General features: G+C 51.4%; 18 protein-coding genes and 1 pseudogene. 9 read left to right on the top strand and 10 right to left on the bottom strand.

Going from position 1 to position 18,907, the window contains the following annotated elements:
- Positions 1 to 17: 17 nt before the first annotated feature.
- Both ACESSO_RS04020 and ACESSO_RS04015 read left to right on the top strand, forming a co-directional pair.
- Complete coding sequence (locus ACESSO_RS04020) at positions 18 to 428, top strand: peptide deformylase (protein WP_373163983.1); 411 nt, start codon at positions 18 to 20, stop codon at positions 426 to 428.
- Positions 429 to 470: 42 nt separating this feature from the next.
- A complete protein-coding gene (locus tag ACESSO_RS04015) occupies positions 471 to 1,184 on the top strand; it encodes an SDR family oxidoreductase (RefSeq protein WP_373163762.1) in 714 nt (237 codons plus the stop codon).
- A 71-nt stretch (positions 1,185 to 1,255) separates the two neighbouring features.
- Here ACESSO_RS04015 and ACESSO_RS04010 read toward each other — a convergent pair whose 3' ends face one another.
- Entirely contained in the window at positions 1,256 to 1,537 is a 282-nt protein-coding gene (locus ACESSO_RS04010; RefSeq protein ID WP_373163761.1) for a hypothetical protein, read from the bottom strand.
- A gap of 398 nt (positions 1,538 to 1,935) precedes the next feature.
- Here ACESSO_RS04010 and ACESSO_RS04005 point away from each other — a divergent pair, with 398 nt between their 5' ends.
- Complete coding sequence (locus ACESSO_RS04005; RefSeq protein ID WP_373163760.1) at positions 1,936 to 2,187, top strand: hypothetical protein; 252 nt, start codon at positions 1,936 to 1,938, stop codon at positions 2,185 to 2,187.
- Between the two features lie 220 nt (positions 2,188 to 2,407).
- Here the strand turns inward: ACESSO_RS04005 and ACESSO_RS04000 are convergent, their stop codons facing one another.
- From ACESSO_RS04000 to ACESSO_RS03960, 9 genes and pseudogenes are all read right to left on the bottom strand, one after another.
- Positions 2,408 to 3,967, bottom strand: coding sequence for a hypothetical protein (locus ACESSO_RS04000; RefSeq protein WP_373163759.1), 1,560 nt, complete (start codon positions 3,965 to 3,967; stop codon positions 2,408 to 2,410).
- Positions 3,968 to 4,119: 152 nt separating this feature from the next.
- Positions 4,120 to 5,643: a tripartite tricarboxylate transporter permease gene (locus tag ACESSO_RS03995; RefSeq protein WP_373163758.1), complete on the bottom strand. Its 1,524-nt coding sequence runs from the start codon at positions 5,641 to 5,643 to the stop codon at positions 4,120 to 4,122.
- Between the two features lie 21 nt (positions 5,644 to 5,664).
- Positions 5,665 to 6,129: a tripartite tricarboxylate transporter TctB family protein gene (locus tag ACESSO_RS03990; RefSeq protein WP_373163757.1), complete on the bottom strand. Its 465-nt coding sequence runs from the start codon at positions 6,127 to 6,129 to the stop codon at positions 5,665 to 5,667.
- A gap of 65 nt (positions 6,130 to 6,194) precedes the next feature.
- Complete coding sequence (locus ACESSO_RS03985; protein ID WP_373163756.1) at positions 6,195 to 7,160, bottom strand: tripartite tricarboxylate transporter substrate binding protein; 966 nt, start codon at positions 7,158 to 7,160, stop codon at positions 6,195 to 6,197.
- Positions 7,161 to 7,500: 340 nt separating this feature from the next.
- A pseudogene (locus tag ACESSO_RS03980) lies at positions 7,501 to 8,205 on the bottom strand (ComEC/Rec2 family competence protein); the annotation flags it as partial.
- A gap of 64 nt (positions 8,206 to 8,269) precedes the next feature.
- On the bottom strand, positions 8,270 to 9,265 hold the full coding sequence (locus ACESSO_RS03975; RefSeq protein WP_373163755.1) for a LacI family DNA-binding transcriptional regulator: 996 nt from the start codon (positions 9,263 to 9,265) through the stop codon (positions 8,270 to 8,272).
- A 487-nt stretch (positions 9,266 to 9,752) separates the two neighbouring features.
- A complete protein-coding gene (locus ACESSO_RS03970; RefSeq protein ID WP_373163754.1) occupies positions 9,753 to 10,427 on the bottom strand; it encodes a PHP domain-containing protein in 675 nt (224 codons plus the stop codon).
- A 145-nt stretch (positions 10,428 to 10,572) separates the two neighbouring features.
- The gene (locus tag ACESSO_RS03965) at positions 10,573 to 11,607 is read right to left on the bottom strand and encodes a LacI family DNA-binding transcriptional regulator (RefSeq protein ID WP_373163753.1); all 1,035 of its coding nucleotides are present in this window, start codon (positions 11,605 to 11,607) and stop codon (positions 10,573 to 10,575) included.
- 93 nt (positions 11,608 to 11,700) lie between these two features.
- On the bottom strand, positions 11,701 to 12,579 hold the full coding sequence (locus tag ACESSO_RS03960; RefSeq protein WP_373163752.1) for a PfkB family carbohydrate kinase: 879 nt from the start codon (positions 12,577 to 12,579) through the stop codon (positions 11,701 to 11,703).
- A 224-nt stretch (positions 12,580 to 12,803) separates the two neighbouring features.
- Between ACESSO_RS03960 and ACESSO_RS03955 the strand changes: the two genes are divergently transcribed.
- The 6 genes from ACESSO_RS03955 (at position 12,804) to ACESSO_RS03930 (ending at position 18,849) form a co-directional block, all read left to right on the top strand.
- Positions 12,804 to 13,232, top strand: a complete 429-nt coding sequence (locus ACESSO_RS03955; protein ID WP_373163751.1) for a hypothetical protein — start codon at positions 12,804 to 12,806, stop codon at positions 13,230 to 13,232.
- Between the two features lie 5 nt (positions 13,233 to 13,237).
- Complete coding sequence (locus tag ACESSO_RS03950) at positions 13,238 to 15,070, top strand: ABC transporter permease (protein WP_373163750.1); 1,833 nt, start codon at positions 13,238 to 13,240, stop codon at positions 15,068 to 15,070.
- 64 nt (positions 15,071 to 15,134) lie between these two features.
- Complete coding sequence (locus ACESSO_RS03945) at positions 15,135 to 16,256, top strand: ABC transporter ATP-binding protein (protein WP_373163749.1); 1,122 nt, start codon at positions 15,135 to 15,137, stop codon at positions 16,254 to 16,256.
- Positions 16,257 to 16,276: 20 nt separating this feature from the next.
- Positions 16,277 to 17,500: an ABC transporter substrate-binding protein gene (locus ACESSO_RS03940; RefSeq protein WP_373163748.1), complete on the top strand. Its 1,224-nt coding sequence runs from the start codon at positions 16,277 to 16,279 to the stop codon at positions 17,498 to 17,500.
- A gap of 41 nt (positions 17,501 to 17,541) precedes the next feature.
- Entirely contained in the window at positions 17,542 to 17,982 is a 441-nt protein-coding gene (locus ACESSO_RS03935) for a hypothetical protein (protein WP_373163747.1), read from the top strand.
- 90 nt (positions 17,983 to 18,072) lie between these two features.
- Positions 18,073 to 18,849, top strand: coding sequence for an HAD family hydrolase (locus ACESSO_RS03930; protein ID WP_373163746.1), 777 nt, complete (start codon positions 18,073 to 18,075; stop codon positions 18,847 to 18,849).
- Positions 18,850 to 18,907 lie beyond the last annotated feature (58 nt).

Here is an 18,907-nt window from a genome sequence, read left to right as displayed (position 1 = left end):
CATAAGGAGAACCAATGATGATTCGAGAAATCTGCAAAGACGAAACCTTTTTGGCACAGAAAGCGGAGGCTGCTACATCGGCAGATCTGCAAATTGCGGCTGACCTTTTGGAAACGCTGGAGCACCATAAGGCGGGCTGTGTCGGCATGGCGGCCAACATGATAGGCGTGAGCAAGCGCATCATTGCCTTTGATAACGAGGGCAGCTATATGTTCATGTTCAATCCGGAGATTATCAAAAAGTCCGAGCCTTACGACGCAGAGGAGGGCTGCCTTTCCCTTACCGGCACACGCCCGGCCAAGCGCTGGCGGTCCATCAAGGTGCGTTGGCAGAACGAAAGGTTTCAGGAGCGCGTGAAAACATTTACCGGTTGGACGGCACAGATCATCCAGCATGAGATCGACCACTGTGAGGGCATCATCATCTGATATGGAACTTTGGCAAAGACACAAACATAGGGGGAAGAAACCATGTTCGAAAATAAAGTTGCGGTCGTTACCGGAGGTGCTAGGGGCATTGGCAAGACCATCGCAGAGGAGTTTCGCAAAGCGGGCGCTAAAGTATGTGTCATTGATATTCTGCCCAATGACTACTATGTAGGCGATTTGGCTGACCAAACGGTTCTGGAGGACTTCGCTCGCAAGGTCATTGCGGACTGTGGTCATGTGGATTACCTTGTCAATAATGCATTGCCTCAGATGAAGGGCATTGATGAATGTACCTATGAGGAATTTAACTATGCCCTACGGGTGGGCATCACTGCACCCTTTTATCTTACGAAGCTGCTTGCACCCCATTTTGCGCCTGGCGCGGCTATTGTAAATATCTCTTCTTCCCGTGACCGGATGAGCCAGCCTCAGACCGAAAGCTATACAGCAGCCAAAGGCGGTATCTCGGCGTTGACCCATGCCTTGGCGGTAAGTCTGGCGGGCAGGGTGCGGGTAAATTCTATCTCTCCCGGTTGGATCGACACAGATTATACTGTTTATGAGGGTCCGGACGCCTATCAACAGCCCGCTGGTCGCGTGGGCAATCCTATGGATATTGCGAACATGGTGCTTTATCTCTGTTCGGACAAAGCGGGTTTTATCACGGGTGAGAACATCTGCATCGACGGCGGCATGACCCGTCTGATGATCTATCACAATGATTTTGGTTGGACGCTGGGAGGAAACGACCGATAAAAACGCGATTTGTTGTTTCTTTCGATATTGCGGCAACATTTTGAAGGCGCTTCGATGTACAGCTGTACCATTTATCGGATTTTGATAATCGTTTGGATAATAACGACTAGCCCAAGAATCGCGATTACTATGGCCTGAACATATTGCTTCCTTTTTATTCCATTGCGTATTTCCCACAGCCAACTGATGAACAGCAGAATTACACTTGCAAAAATAAAAGCAAGTCCTAAAGGAGTACCGATACGGAAAAGCATATGGGGATACGCTGTTCCCGACAAAATAACGATGAAAATCATGATGAGGCCAATGACGGCTGAAATCATGGCGAATTTATATATGATGTTCTTTTTCATATTTAGTTACCTAACAGGCTCTGCTCAGCGGGGGAGAGAACCTGATTACTGTCAAAGTTATTACAATTTCATCAGGCAATAATGACTTCCACAGGATCTGTTCCGTGGATTTGCCCTTGGTGCGTTCGGCCGGGTGCCGGATATTCCGTATCCGGCGACTCCCTGCTCTCTTTGGCCTGTACGCTGGCCCCTTTTGCTCCATTTTATAATGTAGATGGTGCAGTGTCAATGTTTTGCGGCGGAAAGGCAAACTTTAAACACATGGTTTTGTGTTCAGCGTACCAAACAGCATAGTTATGTTTGGATACTTCTGATTTACGAGGTAGATCAGCGGTATCCGCAGGAAGGGCGGCTGAGGCGAGTGTTTCTTCGACCTTTGCGATGTCTGAGGAGGAAAAATGGGACATAGAATTATTTTCTTGGATGTGGACGGCACGTTGGTGGATTATGAGGGCCGTCTGCCGGATTCTGCCGCTCGCGCGGTGCGGAAGGCGCGCAAATGGACACCGCGTGTATATCTGCACCGGCTGCAGCCGCGCAGAGGTCCATCCTTTCCGATCGCAAATTGGACTGGATGGCGTGATCGGCGGCAAAGCGAAGGGGAGAGCGATGAATGCAGATGCGCACGGACACTGCGTATAGCGTTGTGAGTGCCGAATAGGATATCCTTTGCTCGCACAGATAGCCGCAGCGGGAAAAGCGTAAAAAAGCGCCGATTCTTTTGAATCAGCGCTTTTTCTATGGATTGATATAGGAGAATTAGGAGAATAATGAAGAAGGGGAGATGACCGCAAAGTGCAGTCTGTCATGTGAGAGAAAAAGAGGATATAAATGGTTCGGATGCGTACATCCAAAAGGTTGAGGCGGTTATCATTGTCCGCTCACCCAATCGTTGATTGCCAGCACACTGCCCAAGACGGTATTCCGTTCGGAAGCATACAGCATAAGATTCTGATCAGGCGTTACAAGCACGCCCGCGCCATAGCGGAAATGCACACCCATGATCCCAGGAAAACCACCCTGACTAGTCAGATGCTTCTCTTCCAGTGCTTCGCCGACGGTCCAATTCTGTGTATTTAATTCATAAAGATACGCATAGTCGGCAAAGGTTGCGCCTTCACTTGGCGACCAGAGACCGATCATATAAACCTTTCCGGTTTCTGCTTCGGTAACCAGACCAAATCCCTGAAAATCTTTGTCCAGCGGGAAGCTGCCTACCTTCTCAAAGGCGGCTTGCTCCAGACCGTTTGCCGCCGGTGCGCGGTACGCATGGTACACGCTCTTATCTCCATCCAGATGGGCTACAAGCAGCAGATAATATTCTGTGCCAGCTGCGTCTTTATAAGAAGTAATGCCCAGTGCGCCTGCTTTATGATTGACTGTCAAGTCAAACGTTTCTACTCTGCGCAATTCCTGTACCGAAAGCGTCCGCATATCGTACAGTGCGATATGCGCCTGATTGTCGTGCTCGCTGGGCACAAGCAGATAATCGCCGATGCTCTGTACGCCGCCCGGATGCTGCCAGTTCTGCAAATATGTTTTGAATCCCCACATTTCTTCGCCGTTTTTCGGACCGACAAGAATGTGTGCATACGGTGCTGTTGAAACGCTGTGTGTCAGAAGTGCGTAATTTTTTCCGTCCGCGGCCGGATATTGCGCATAACCCTGTATGTGATTGACTGATGGGTCATAATTTCCGCCAAATCCTTTCAATTCGCTGCGGATGCCTGTGCCCGGCAGTGCGTGAAAAGCCTGCTGCACATGCGGCAGCGTTACCGCACGATCATTTGCCGGACTGGCCGGAGAGATGGCTTCCAGAGAAACGGCATTGACTTCGTTTCCGCCGCGCAGGAAGGAGCCGAATATCGTATTTCCGGCTTCGTCCGCGCCGATTGCCAGCATCCGCTCCGGACCGTCTGCATCTCTTGTATGCTGTCCTTTCAGCTGCCCAAACCACCAGTTGTTGCGAAAGACGGTGCTTCCCTGTGCAAAAGCCACATCCTCAAAGGTGACAGAACGTCCTTCTGGGAAAGCCGGTGCTTTGACCGTGAGCTGCAAATCGCCCACAAAGGCAAAATTCAGTTCATCCGCTGTTTGATCAAAGGTTGTTCGATCGCCGGTCACTGCCGGATCGTTATATCCTGAGAATTTTTGGTTAAACCATTGCGCCACTTCCTGCGAACCCTGACGGCCACAGGTAAAGGTAAAGGCATTTTCCGTCAGTTCATGAACTTGGCCCACATGATTTTTGCCTTCGGGATCCTGTCCTTCCGTAATTTTCAGATCCTTGACACGAAAACTGCCGTTCAGAATTTCAATATCTTTCGCACTTTCCACCAGCACGCTGTTATCCCGATAGGTTACTCCAGACCATGCCGCATTATCTGCTTGCGGTGCATCCTGTGCAGCAAGAGCCGTGCTTGCCATCATACCTGTAAACAGGCATACCGATATTGCTTTTTTGATGGAGTTTCTCATATACGGTTTTTCTCCCTTCTTAATAAAAAAGCGGCGGCTGTATTATTACAGAACTCCGCCGTTTTTTTATATTGAACATTTTTTAGTGATATTTGGGAATGTGCTTAACCGTTTGCCTGTGCGCTCTGCACCTCTGCCTGCGCGCTCTGTACCTTTGCCTTGTGGTTACGGCATGCGAACAGTACAATCGAGCCGACTGCAATCACAAGGAATAACAAGCTGATCGGCCGAGTGACAAAAATGCTCAGGCTGCCATCCGACAGGACGATAGCGCGGCGGAAATTGTCCTCTGCCAGCGGCCCCAACACGATGCCGAGCAGAATCGGAACCAGTTGGAAATCCATGCGGCGCAGGAAGTAAGAGATGATACCGAAAATCAGGATGATATAGATATCATACAGACGGTTGTTGGTAGAGTACGAGCCTGCAATGCAGAAGGTGAGAACGATGCAGGCCAGAATCTCATACGGAATACGGGTGATATGCGCGTAGAATCGGGTGAATACGCTGCCGATCACATACATGAAAACATTGACTACAATCAGGCCCAGCATAATTGCGTACAGGATGTTGCCCTGATCTTTGAACAGCATCGGGCCGGGCACCATACCGTGAATCATGAACGCACCCATCAGAATGGCGGTCGCGCCGTCCCCGGGGACGCCCAGCGTAAGCATGGGGATCATGGTAGCGCCGCATGCGCCGTTGTTAGCTGATTCAGAAGCTGCGATGCCTTCAATCTCGCCCTGACCAAAGGTTTCAGGATGCTTGGAGGACTGCTTGGTCTGATTATAGGAGATGAACGCAGCCAGACCGCCGCCCGTGCCCGGAGTAGCACCGATGATAATGCCGATGAGTGAACCAAGCGCGATGGGCTTGCGGCAGCGGCGATATTCGTCGCGGGTTACCTTGTCCTTGGTGAGGGAAGCTGCATTGATATTCTGCCGATCGAGTCTGGGGTTGTACTGCGATTTCATCATGATTTCCGAGATTGCAAACAGACCAATCAGGGCGATGATTAGATCAATGCCGCTCATAAGGTTGATATTGCCAAAGGTAAAGCGGGTGGTGCCGCTGATATTATCCATGCCGATAGTAGACATGAAGATACCGATGCATGCACCGATAAGTCCTTTTAAGACGCTCTTGTTGGATACACCTGCGATGACCGACAGGCCGAAAACCGCGAGTGCGAGATATTCGGCAGGACCGAACAGCAGGGTGATCTTGGCGATCTGAGGAGCGAGGAAGAGCAGGGCAAAGGCGCTGAGCAGACCGCCGATGGTTGAGGCGAACAGCGCCATGGACAGCGCCTTGTACGCATGTCCCTTTTTAGCCATCGGGTAACCATCAAACAGGGTCGCAGCATTGGCCGAGGTACCGGGGGTGTTGATCAGAATAGCGGTGATGGATCCGCCGTATGTACCGCCGCAGTAGATAGCCAGCAGCATCAGGATGGCCATGGTCGGGTCCATGCCGTAGGTCAGCGGGATACACAGAATAATACCGAGGTCAGAAGTCAGACCGGGAATAGCGCCAACAACAATACCAAGCGCTAAGCCGATCGGTATAATCAGAAAGTTCTGCCATTGCAGCAGAATTTGTAGGCCTTGAAAAAATAAATCCACAAAAATCCTCCCTTCTCACAATCACGGCAGCGAGATGCGCAGCAGGACGCCAAATACGTAGTAGACGACGCCTACCATGACGAGTGGGATCGCATAGTAATACCACTTGCGTGCACCATAAAACAGCAAAATGGAAATAACCAACAGAATGGTCGAAATGATGAAGCCGAGCAGGGTGATAAGAAAGCAGTAGGCGATTAACATGAGGGCAAAAATAACCGAGCGCATTTCCCGGCGGAAGCCTTCAGAGTGAAACGTTTCGCGCGTGATGACGATTTCTTTTTTGTCATGGGACAGCAGTCCCTGAATAAGCAGACCAGCCGAGCATAAAAGCAGGCCGCCAATGGCAATGCGGGGGATAGTCTGCGCGTTGATCGCGGATTTCTCGAGAGTCTGAATCTGGGAAGGGATAAGCAGCCAGAGTATGGCGGCAACAATAACAAAGACCAGACCGGAGATGATTTCAGTATTGTATTTGATTTTCATAGTCGGTCACCTCAACAGGGAGTTCCTGATGACCGGATGGACCGGTCACCAGGCGCGGTTGTGGCTTACTGGATGAGCGGGATATATTCCTTCATGGCATTGGTCTGGTCCTCGATCATAGTGAGGATCTCGTCCTCGGTCGCGCCCCAGGCTTCCATGCCCATTTCGCTCATAAACTTCTGGAAATCAGGATCTGCATAGACATCCTGAATGAACTTGGTCAGAACAGCCTTTTTGCTGTCATCTACCGACGAGCGAACAGCAAAGTAATCCATGCCGGTAAATTCTACGTCAATGCCCTGCTCCTTAAAGGACGGGATATGACCGATGCCCTCAACGTCGATGCCCTCGGGGATGAAAGTGCCCAGGCAGTTAAGCTCGCCGCTGGCAACATAATCGCGGTATACCGGGGGAGAACCGATAGCAACGTCTACGTGCTCGCCGACCAGTGCGTTGATGGCGTCCTGACCGCCATCGTAGGGAATGGCCTCGGCCGGGATATCGAGCATCTTAAACAGTACGGAAATCATGGTATAGCTGTCATTGCCCGGGCCGCCGGTGGTGGCGTACTTGATGGTCTTGCCCGATGCAGCGTATTCCTTGAGCTGATCAATCGTGGTAATGCCGCTCTTTGCATTGGTCAGTACAACAAATTCCGTAATGCGCATGCCGATGAGCGGGGTAATATCATCGAGCGTGTAGGAAACATTCTGGAAACTGGGGGTCAGAGAGAAAAGCGGGCCGTTTGCGACTACCATTGAGTAGCCGTCATCGGCTGCCTGCAAGGCTGTGTTCATCGCGATCGTGCCTGCGCCGCCCGTCTTGTTTTCTACAATGACCGGAACACCCAAATACTTTTCGCCGTATGCAGCTACCTGACGTGCAATCGTATCAGGGCCACCGCCAAGGCTCCACGGCATGATGATCGTGACCTGCTTGGAGGGGAAATTCTCGTCCTTGTCGCCGCCTCCAGCGCTGCCACCTAACGGACCGCTGCATGCCGCCAGATTCAGTGCAAATAATCCTGCCATAATTGTTGCTAATAACCGTTTCCTCTTCATCCTTGTTCCTCCATTCTAAAAAATAAATTCTGTGTCAAATCTTTATAAATTCCGGTACTATCTTGTCGGAATCTACAACAAGTGTGATTGCCTGAAACCCATCAGGCTGTGAAAAATAGGGCGGATATTCCCGTTCGTCTGAGAACAGGAAACGCAACGGCGCTCTTCCCTGATGCATGGCTATTAGGCGTTCATATACCTCGGGATTGGCACTGTTGTACCGCCGGTCGGAAGCAGAAGTTGTTACGACGATTTCGAGTGGCATTAGCTGCATATATTGTTCCGAAACAGCATCCTTTTGTCCGTGATGCGGCAATTTGAGAACGTTTACATTTTTGAATAAATCAATAGGAACGTCTCCCCATTCCCGTGGACAATTGTCTGCTGCCGCCAGCAGCGACAGACCGGCTGTTTCGAATTTTATCAGCAGACTTGTGTGGTTGGATGTCGCGTCGAGCTCACCCAACAGTCTTGTCACCTCCTCTTCGCTTTCACTCTCGAATACTTGCTCGATTCGTCTCAAATAACTCTGAATTGAGGCCGGTTTTGGCCCTAAAATGGTTGCGGTGAGTCCTTCTGTCAAGGAGAGCTGCTCTCCGGACTTGAGTACGTGAATTGCTTGACCACTTTGTATACGCTGCTGCAATATGCGGCAATATGCATTCAACGCTTTGGTGTACAATACGACACTGCGGGGAGCTTGTGGTCCTGGCGTCAATGGACGCGCGGATGAAAACGGTTCCAAAAAATAGGACACATGGAGACGATCTGTCGGGATACGACGGAGAATCTCTTCTAAACCGCAAACATGATCTTCGTGAATATGTGAGATGATTACATCATTGAGATGTGTAATTCCCTGTTTTTGCAAGTAATCTACTGCACGAATCCGAAAACAATCGCCTGCAAATTCCTCCTCTAGGTTTCCACCGCCATCCAGCAGCGCGGTATAACCGTTTTCTCCTTGAAAAAGAATGGCATCTCCGTATCCGACGTTGATAAATGTTATGCGCATAGCATCCCTCCTCATTTTTTTATTTGTTCTTTTTGCGACCGCAGCGGTCTTTCGGGGCATCCTCTCAAGCTGAACCGCGTACAATCAAACTTGTCGGTGTCTCTATCCATGTTTCCTCCAAATTCTTTCCGTTAATACTGTCAAATAATTTGCAAGCAGCCAGTTTTCCCATCAGCTGTTTATCAATTTGCACGGTTGTCAGTTCCGGTTCAATTACGCGGCTGATTTCACTGTCATCAAAGCCTACCACAGCCAGATCCTGCGGCACCCGCAACCCTGCGCGGATTACAGCTTTGATTGCGCCAATTGCTATCGTATCATTGGTGCAGAAAACGGCGGTCGGACGATCCTCCAGGTGCAGAATGGAGGAGATATACTGTTCTGCGGCTTCCACCGTTGGTTCGATATCTTGTACAAAACGAAGATCTTCTGCCAATCCGTGTTTTTTCAGTACACTGATATAGCCATTGTAACGAGCGGTATAGATCTGGGGAGAAAACCGGCCGGCCAGTAAACCGATCCGGCGATGTCCGCGCTGGTATAAATGCTCAACCGCCTGCACCGCGCCGCCAAAGTTATCTGCTGTGATGCAGAGCAGGTCATCCAAGTCGATGCGATTATTCAGCAGCACCATTGGGATATTCTGTTTGCGGTAGCTCATAATGGTCTGGCTGTCTGTCTGTCCCGCCAGAATGACGCCATCCATGTGTTTTTTCAGATAAATCTCGCCGTTTGGCAATCGTACATCATGATCGGTGGAAATAAACAAGCTGTAACCGCGTTTGATGCCCTCCTGCAGAATTGCCTCCAGAATGGGAGAATAGAACGGGTTCAAGATAACCGGATATTGTTTTTCGTGAATGATAAAAGCAATATTTTCGGTTTGCTTGGTGACCATTGCCCGGGCAATGGCGTTGGGCGTATAGTTCAGTGCCTTGGCCGCTGCATAGATTTTTTCCCTTGTCTTGGGGCTGACACGCTCGGGTGAAGCATATGCACGCGATATGGTGGCCTTGGAATATCCGCATAAATTTGCCACATCAATAATTGTCGCTGCCATGTCTCTCACCTCGATGTAAACGTTCTCATAAACTCGGTTAAAAAAATGCCTGCTCTAGGCGGCCGTAAATTTTGTGTTCTTGTTTTGTTGGTTTAATCTTACACCCTATGTTTTTCCAAAGTCAACTTTCTTTTCACAAAATCAACACTTTCTCCATATTAGCCAATCTTTTGCCTTGATATTTTTGATATTGAATATGGTTTTTTGTATCTTATGACAAATTCTTCAGTAGTCCTCCGTGTATATTGCCCAGTATGCTTTTTCGCAGCTTTTCTGCTGTTACGTTTGTGGCCTCACTGCAGGATGCCTCGGAGTACCATTTTTGCTTGCAATACTTCCTCCTGTGCCGATGGATGGATTACATATTATGCAAAGCCATTCCAATCCATCCATATCATGCCGCACAGTGAATCATATATTTGATGTCTCTTTTAAGAACTTATGAAAACTCGATTAGTTTTAGCGTGTGAATAGCTGCATCGTCAGTTTAATTTGGCTTGATCAGCTGATAATTACCTGAACGGAGCAGTTGCGCAAGGCCGTAGCCATCTTCCGGCAGGGTATCGGTCAGGATGCCGGACTGTCCCACATCTTCCGGACGGTGACAGTCTGATCCCGCGGTCATCAGCAGTCCATGCTGCTGCGCATAGGCGTATACAAGGTCGTTGTGGCTGTCGTGCCGCGGGTTGCAGTTGAGTACCTCAACCCCGTCCAGGTATTCCGCCGGAGCAGGCGTACATTTGGGACGGAAGGGATGTGCCTGCACGATCAGCGCGCCCTCTGCGTGCGCACGCGCGTAAAATGATGCCAGCCCATCACGCATGACGGCATCCGGATCGGCAAGCAGATCGTGCGAAAAACCGTACAGCAGATAGTCGTTTTCCGAACCATCGAAGCGCAGTTCGGCACCTTCATAGATGCGGATGCCGTAGCCGGCGGCTTCACGCTGCAAGCGGCGGAAACCGAGCAGAAATGCATCTGTTTTGCTGCCAGGCTGGGTGAGATCGATGTCTGCGTAGTCGAAGCATTCGCGGTTGTAGTGGTCAGTGACGCAAATTGCATCATAGCCTGCAGCAGCGTAGGATTTGATGAGAGCCTGTGCGCTCATCCAGCCACAGCGCGAGATATAGGCGGTGTGCAGATGGGTTTCGATTCGGTACATGGAAAAACCTCCTATTATAGAGTGGAAGGGGTAAAAGTAAAAATGCCGCCAACAGGCGGCATTTGCTGAAAAGCACAGTAAAGATTCCGCCGGCGTGTATGAAGTGTGTATTGAGAGAATGTGTGATAAAAAACGGCGGAATGCATTACGGCACTTTGGATACCGGACCGGCTTGCCGACACGAGCTGCGCACGACGAGCGCCGGCAAGATCAGACGGTGGGTATATTCCTCACGCGAAGGCGAGTCGATGATTTCAGCCAGCAGATTGACAGCAGCCTCTGCCAGCAGCTGCTTCCGCTGGTCGACGGTAGAAAGCATGATTTTCGGCAGGGAAGAATAAATGATGTTGTCAAAACCCAGCAGGGACAGATCCTCTGGGATGGAAATGCCCGCCTCGTCCGCCGCTTGCAGCACACCGAGCGCGATTGCATCGGCGGCGGCAAAAATGGCGGTGCTGTGCAGTGGCTGAGCAAACAACTGCTGGCTGAGTGCGTGGCCGCTTGCGATAGAGGAAGAGTCGGCCGGGTTTTCCAGCACGGTTGGGCGCAGTCCGGCCTTTTCCAACGCTTCGGAAAAGCCACGGAAGCGCAGTTGATGGGTGATGCTGGACGGGCGATAGCCCAGATATACGATGTCCCGATGGCCCTGGGAGAGCAGATACTCGGCGGCGATCCGCCCGCCGACCAGATTGTCGACGCTGACTGAGTTTATCTCTTCGCCGCCTTCGGTTGAGGCTGTACCGAGCAGTACAGTCGGCACCGACGGCGCAAACTGCCGCACCCAATGTGCGGAATCGTTGTGCGAACTGGCCAGAATAATGCCGTCCACCTGATGGCTGATGAGAAACTCGAACAGCGATTCAGTGGTGGCGGGGTCGTGCATGCTGTTGCACAGCATGACATTATATCCCAGACTGCGCGCTCGGGTCTCGATACCGAGCGAAATTTCGGCGTAAAAGGGATTGGTCACTTCGGGCACGATCAGACCGATAACATTGGTCTTGCTGCAAATCAGGCTGCGCGCGAGTGCATTGACGCGATAGCCCTCCTGCCGACAGATTTCCAAAATCCTCTCGCGTGTTTTCTCGCTCAGCTCGGAGGAACCGCTCAGTGCGCGTGACACTGTCGAACAGGATACGCCGGCAATTCGTGCAATATCCTTGATTGTTACATGACGCATGGAGTTGCGGCCTCCTTCCTTGTTTTCTAAAGTTTCATTACAGCATTATCATAGCGCATTTTATGCGGAAAAACAAGGATGGAAACGATTGTTTTACCGATAAAAGTCCTCAATATAACGCATCACGTCTGCTTCGGTGCCGCGCAGCGGGCCGGGGGATTCCATTTTGAGTGATACAGCGGCGGTAGCGAACAAAAGTGCCTCATCAACCGGTGTGCCGGTAATACGTTTGGCAATGTATGCGCCGAAGGTTGTATCGCCGCGGCCTGTACGGCCGGACAGATTGCGCGCCTTGACCGGACAGGTGTAGTAATCCTTTCCGTCGTAGACCAGCATCTCGCTGTTGTGCGAGATGAGAATTTCCTTTGCACCCCAATCGTACAGCATTTTGGCTGCCGCACGGCGATCGTCCGTGCCGGTCAGAATTTCGGCCTCGGCTGCGTCGGTCTTGAGGAAGTCGAAGTAACGCAGATATTCCAGCTTGTCTTTCCAGTCATGAAAGTTCATTGTGCCGAGTTCGTTATGACGCAAAAAACCCTGAATATCAGCGGAAACCTTGCCGCGGTGTGACAATTCTACGATCAGATCATTTGGGAAATCGCCGTACAGCAGCCCGGCCAGATGATACAGGCTGCAATCGACAGCAGGAATCTGATCGGGTGTGATTGGATCGGACTGCTTTAGGCATTCTGCTTTGCGGCGTTCTCGGTCGGCGGTAAAATAGGTATTGCGCATCAATGTTGTGTCCTTGGCAGGCAGCAGGAACAGATCTGAATGGTCGAGTGAGAATGCATCCAGGATGTCTGTGTCTGAAGGATGAATCTTAACAGAAGCGCATACCTTTGCGTTAGTTATTTTTGCAGAAAAAGAGCAAAAAAAGACGGCTCCTCCGATTTCATGCACAGTATTTCCGGTATAATCGATATTGATATCACGTGTAGCTGGGCCAATTATCATGAGATCATATTTCATTTGCATCACATCTTTCCGAATATTTCGGTAACGTTTGCGTAAATACAGTATAGGCGAAGATGAAAGGAAAAACAACTATGCAAATTGGATAAAAATATAGGGGATACATTCGTGAAAACAGTAAAAATTATGAGAACATGTTGACAGGAAACAGGGACAGTGGTAGGATTGAATCAGTTAACGGAAACGTTTGCGAAAGTTGCAATATATAGACACGGAAAGCGATGAAAAAGAGAAAGCGAGGTGATGCCATGATCCGGGCGGTTTTCTTTGATATCGGCGGTACGGTACATGTACAGTATGCATCGTCCGCATGTGATCGCAATTACGCGCAGAGACTGTGGGAGTTCTTGAATCGGCACGACATGCCAACCGAAGAATCGCCCGCGCTGCTGCTGTCCCATGTGGATGCCGGAGCAAAGGCATATAAGCGATTTTGTGAGAAAAATCTCATTGAACTGCCGCCCGACCAGATTTGGCAGGCATTTATGCTAAGGTGGCCGCTGATGATTCAAATCGATAACCCGCTGACCTACCATAAAGATGCGGCGTATCAAGAATGCGGGCTGGAGGCCGATGCAAGAATTCAGTCGCTGCCCGAACTTATCGATGCGATCGAGTGTTTCAATAAAAAACTGACGGAGGGGGCATAACAACGATGAAACCGAAGGAACAGAATTATTCCAGATCCAGACGGCTGAAAAACCAGATCAAAGCAGTGGTGACCAACCCTTACAATGTGATCGTGCTGATTGCAATTGTGCTGCTCACTTACCTGATTGTATTGCCGCTGTTGGATATGATTTCCACCTCGTTTACGCTGGCGCAGAAGGATGCAAGACTGGCTGGCGGAGCGGCGGGCGATTTTACGCTGTATTATTGGAAGCGTTTGGTGGCCAGCGAATTGACCGGGCAGATGCTGCTTGAGCCGCTGTTCAACTCGCTGATGATCGGCGTGTGCGTTTCGTTTTTCGCCATCCTGATCGGTTCGGTGCTGGCGTGGCTGATGGTCCGTACCGACCTGCCGTTTAAGAAATTCTTTTCGCTTGCCGTTATCATTCCATACATGATTCCCAGCTGGTGCAAATCGCAGGCATGGCTGACCATGTTCAAGACCGAACGTATCGGCGGCGCACCCGGCTTTCTGATGAGTATGGGCATCAATGTTCCTGACTGGCTGGCCTATGGTCCGGTTGCGATCATCACGGTGCTGTCGCTGCACTATTACGCTTATGCCTACCTGCTGGTGTCCGCAGCGCTCAACTCTATCAACTCCGAACTGGAGGAGATGGGCGAGATTCAGGGCGCAGGGAAAGCGACCATTCTGCGTAAGATCACCTTTCCGCTGGTACTGCCGGCCATGCTGTCCGCCGTTATTCTGACCTTCTCCAAGGCGATCGGTACCTTCGGTGTCATCAATTACTTAGGCTCCAAGGTCAATTTTGTGACCCTGTCCAGTCAGCTGTATATGAACAGCAAGTCTCAGAATACACAAACCGCATTCGCTATGGCGCTGTTGCTCATCTTTATTGCTTCGATTTCAGTGTTTGTTAACCAGAAGCTGATAGGTTCGCGCAAGTCTTATGCTACCATCGGAGGCAAGGGTGGACGCAGCACCCCGATTCGACTGGGACACCATAAGCCTCTGATTACAGTGATACTGTTTGTGTTCTTTATCGTGGGCATTATCATGCCGATCGCACTGCTTGTGCTCGAGTCGTTTATGCTCAAGGAAGGCAATTACTCTCTGTCTAACTTCACGCTGCATTACTGGATCGGCGATCCGGTGCCGAACATCATGGAGGGTCTGCCCGGTATCTTTAAGAATGACGACTTTATCAATTCGCTCATCAACTCGCTGAAACTGACCTTTGTCAACGGCATCTTCGGCACAATCTTCGGCCAGATCATCGGCTACATCTGCGCCAAGGGCCGCGGCAAGTTGTATGGCCGTGTGGTTGAACAACTGGTGTTCATCCCGTATCTGATTCCGTCCATCGCGTTCGGCGGCATTTTCCTTTCGATGTTCTCCAAGCCGCAGACGCTGTTCGGCGTGACGCTGATTCCCTCGCTGTATGGCACGTTTGCATTGCTGACACTGGTTTCGGTTGTCAAGCATCTGCCCTTTGCCTCCCGCGCCGGCACATCCAATATGCTGCAAATCGGCGGTGAGCTGGAAGAGGCTGCCGAGATCGCAGGCGCCGGATTCTTTAAGCGTTTCGTGCGCATCGTATTCCCGCTGTCCAAGGGCGGCTTTATCTCAGGCTTCATGCTGATTTTTGTTTCCATTATGAAGGAACTCGACCTGATTATCCTGCTGATGACGCCGACGACCTCGACGCTGCCGTATTTGGCATTCCAGTATCAGAATGGCAATGCCGCGCAGGCTTCGGATTGTGTTGCGATCGTGATGTTCTCTATCGTATTTCTGGTATACGCCATCGCCAATATCTTTGGTGATGCAGATCTCGCAAAGAGCATGGGCGGCTGATGGAACCGCGCAGAGAGAAGCCCGAAAAGGGATGTGAAGAGAAAGCTGTAAAGGAGTATGGGCCATGAGCAAAATTGAACTCAAGCATATCGATAAATACTACGGCAAAAACCATGTATTGAAGGACGTGAATCTGACAATTGCAGACGGCGACTTTATGACACTGCTCGGACCGTCCGGCTGCGGCAAGACCACAACGCTGCGTGTGGTATCCGGTCTGGAAAAGCCGCAGGGCGGCACGATTCACATGGATGACAAGGAAGTCGTCAACGCGGCGGAGGCATACTTTGCGCCGCCCAGCGAGCGCGGGCTCAACCTGGTGTTTCAGTCTTATGCGCTTTGGCCGCACATGACCGTGCGTGAGAATATTGCCTTCGGATTGAACATCCAGAAGCTGCCCAAGGCAGAGGTGGAAAATCGGGTGCAGGATTCGCTGCGCCGTATGCAGATTGATCAGTACATCGACCGTTATCCATCTGAGTTGTCCGGTGGACAGCAGCAGCGTGTCGCGATTGCGCGTGCTATCGCCTCCGAGCCGCATCTGCTGCTGCTTGATGAGCCGCTGTCCAATCTGGACGCCAAGCTGCGCGTCGATATGCGCAGTGAGCTCAAGCGTCTGCACACCGAAACCGGCACGACGATGATCTATGTCACACACGATCAGGTCGAAGCGCTGACCATGTCCACTAAGATTGCGATCTTCCGCGAGGGCGTGATTGTGCAGGTCGCACCGCCGCTGGATTTGTACAACAACCCCGTTAACCTGTATGTGGCCGATTTTATCGGCAACCCGCGCATCAACTTTGTCAGCGGTACGGCCGAGCGTACTTCGGACGGCTTCTGTGTGCATAGTGCGCTGGGCGATATGCAGTTCCCCAGGTCCGATCTGACGCCTGAGATGCCGGGCGCTGAGCGGTTCGACGTGGTGCTGGGTATCCGTCCCGAACAGGTCACCATCCAGGCTGCGCGCCGCGCTCCCTCGGATATCGAAGCGCGCATCTACACCTCGATGCCCGCCGGTTCGGAAACGCTGGTCACGGTCAAGTGCGGTGACGCGAGTATGGTTGTGAAGGCGCTCGGTATCACGCATTTCAACCCCGATCAGGAGGTTTATCTGTCCATTGACACCAAAAAAATCAATGTCTTTGACAAAAAGACGGAGAGCCTGATTAAGTATTCGGTATAAAAGAAAAGGAGGAAATAACCATGTTGCAGCATAAACGAGTTCTGGCCGGCCTGATGGCCGCGGCAATGATGGCATCCATGACCGCCTGCGGCGGTGGCGATACCTCGGTCGAGTTGATCGACAACCCCAATCAGGCGGCAGCCGACGGCACAATGGAGCTGACCGAATGGGAACAGTCCTCTGGCATCTTTAACACCGACGATACCGATGAAGAGCTTTACGAACTGGCCAAGCAGGAGGGCAAGGTGACGATTTACTCGATTTCCTCCCGTATCTCCAAGGTTGCGGATGCCTTCATGAAAAAGTATCCGGAAATAGAGGTGGAGTCCTTCGATATTTCGAACAATGAGCTGCTTGAGAAAGTCAGCCGTGAGTATGATGCGGGTCAGCATGTCGCGGATGTCATTCACCTCAAGGATGAGGACGGCACGCTGTACAACGAATATGTCAAGGCGCGCAAGTTCTACAATTATAAGCCTGCCGACATTCTCAGCCATATCGACGAGACTTACAGCGAGGTGCAAACCCCGATGTACATCGAGCTCATCCAGCTGTTCTATAATGCGGAAGCCTATCCGGACAGCGCGCCGATCAGCAACATATGGGAAGTCACCCTGCCTGAGTGGAAGGGCCGCGTGATGATGCAGAATCCGCTGGATAACCTGTCATGGGGCTCGTGGATCACCGGCTTCTGCGTGGGAGATACCCCGGATATGCTTGCCGAAGCCTACAAGGAGCTGACCGGCGAGGAGCTGGAGCTTTCCGAGGGCTGCGAGAACGCGGGCTATGAGTTCCTCAAGCGTCTGCACGACAATGAGCCTATCTTTGCTTCCTCTTCTGATGAAATCGCCGAATCGATTGGCACAAAGGGACAGGATAATCCGCCGATAGGCTTCTGCTCGTCCGGCAAGCTGCGCAAGAATGTGGATAACGATTGGTGTCTGGCGCCGATTAATCTGTATCCGACCACCGGTATCCCGGCGATCAATACGCTGTATGTTGTCGGCGAGTGTGAACATCCGAACGCAGCCAAACTGTTAATCCGCTTTATGATGGGCGGCGTAGATGGCGATACCTCGGGTTATGACGAGTTCAATACGCTGGGCGGCTGGCCGGTACGCGACGATATCGAGCCGGCGGAAGGCTCGACCCCGTTTGATGAGCTGAATGTATCGGCGTTTGATCCCACCGCAATTTATGAAAACATCAACCCGGTACGTGATTTCTGGACCATGATGGGTTGATTACTGCATGGTGCTCCGGCGACAGGAAAGGAGAGTTTGCTATGGCGTTGTTTGTGACCAAGGACGGCAAAAGAAAAAGCCCAATGGTTTTGACGGTTTTCTTTGCGGCGCTGTTGGACTGTTTGGTTTTTACGGCGGCCTATGTGCTGCTGACTGATCCGCTGCACCGACTGCTGCCTTTTGAGAGCAGCATGCTGGAAAATATGCTGCACGGCACACTGATCTCACTGGCCGGAACGGCGGTGTGCTGTCTGCTGTTCCTGTTGCCGGATAAACGCATCGTACCCTATGGCTTTGCCGGGCTGCCGGTGGTGACGTTGATGTGCGTGGCCGCTGCGACCCAACTCGCACCTGAGCAGCGCAGTCTGATGATCTATCTCACGCTGCTTTACACGCTGCTGCCGGTGCTGGTGGGAAATCTGGTCTCGTGGACGCTGTATTACAGGTTCTGGCGAGGCAAGCGCCGGATGCGTTCATTTTGACCGCATTCCAGACCGGGGCAAGCGAAACAGCCGTGCCAAGGTGCGGCAGCGCCCCGTCTGTATCATTACAATAAAAAGGAGGATGCAGCCTTGATCAATACTGTTTTATTTGATATGGGAGGCACACTCGAGGATATTTGGTACAACGATCAGACCGTGCAGACCGTGACAGGAACCCTGCTGGATATGCTGCGGGAACACGGCTTGAACGCGGGCTGTACAGAGGTAGCCTTTTGGAATCGGCTCAACAGCGGTATTCTGCGCTACAAAAAGTGGAGTGAAGTCCATGAGCTGGAAAAAAAGCCTGAGGAGATTTGGCCGGAGTTCTATTTGGCGGATTTCGACATAGACAAGCACAAGGTTGCGGAAATTGCCGAGAAGCTTGCCGGTATATGGGAGGTCACGTACTATCACCGTGAGCTGCGCCCGGGCGTCAAACATATGCTGGAAACACTGCGGGAGCGCGGCTATAAGCTGGGCGTGATTTCGAATACCGCGTCGCTGTATTCGGTGTTTGATGTGCTGGAGGGTTACGGCATCCGTGATTATTTCAGCGACGTGACGCTCTCGAGCGTAACCGGTTACCGCAAGCCGCATCCGTCTATTTTTCGTATCGCGCTGCGGCAGATGCAGGCGCGTCCCGAGGAATGCGCCTATGTAGGAGATACGCTTTCACGTGATGTAATCGGCGCGAAGCGCCTGCATTTCGGTGCAGCGATTCAGATACATTCCTTCCTCTCTGCGCAGAAGGATGCGGCGGTGGCTGATGTGTGGCAGCCTGACCATGTTGTGGAGAATATCGGTGATGTGGTCGACTATCTGGATGGGCTGAACCACAACGCACAGCGTCCGCACACCGGCGTTTGAACCGTTGATAATCTTCTCTCTTCTTCTCTGGCCGTGTTCCGATTTGTTCGGGACGCGG

This window comes from Agathobaculum sp. Marseille-P7918 (assembly GCF_964248325.1).
Classification (GTDB): domain Bacteria; phylum Bacillota; class Clostridia; order Oscillospirales; family Butyricicoccaceae; genus Agathobaculum.
The sequence above is the reverse complement of the archived record's forward strand: the minus strand, read 5'-3'. Positions and strand labels throughout refer to the sequence as shown.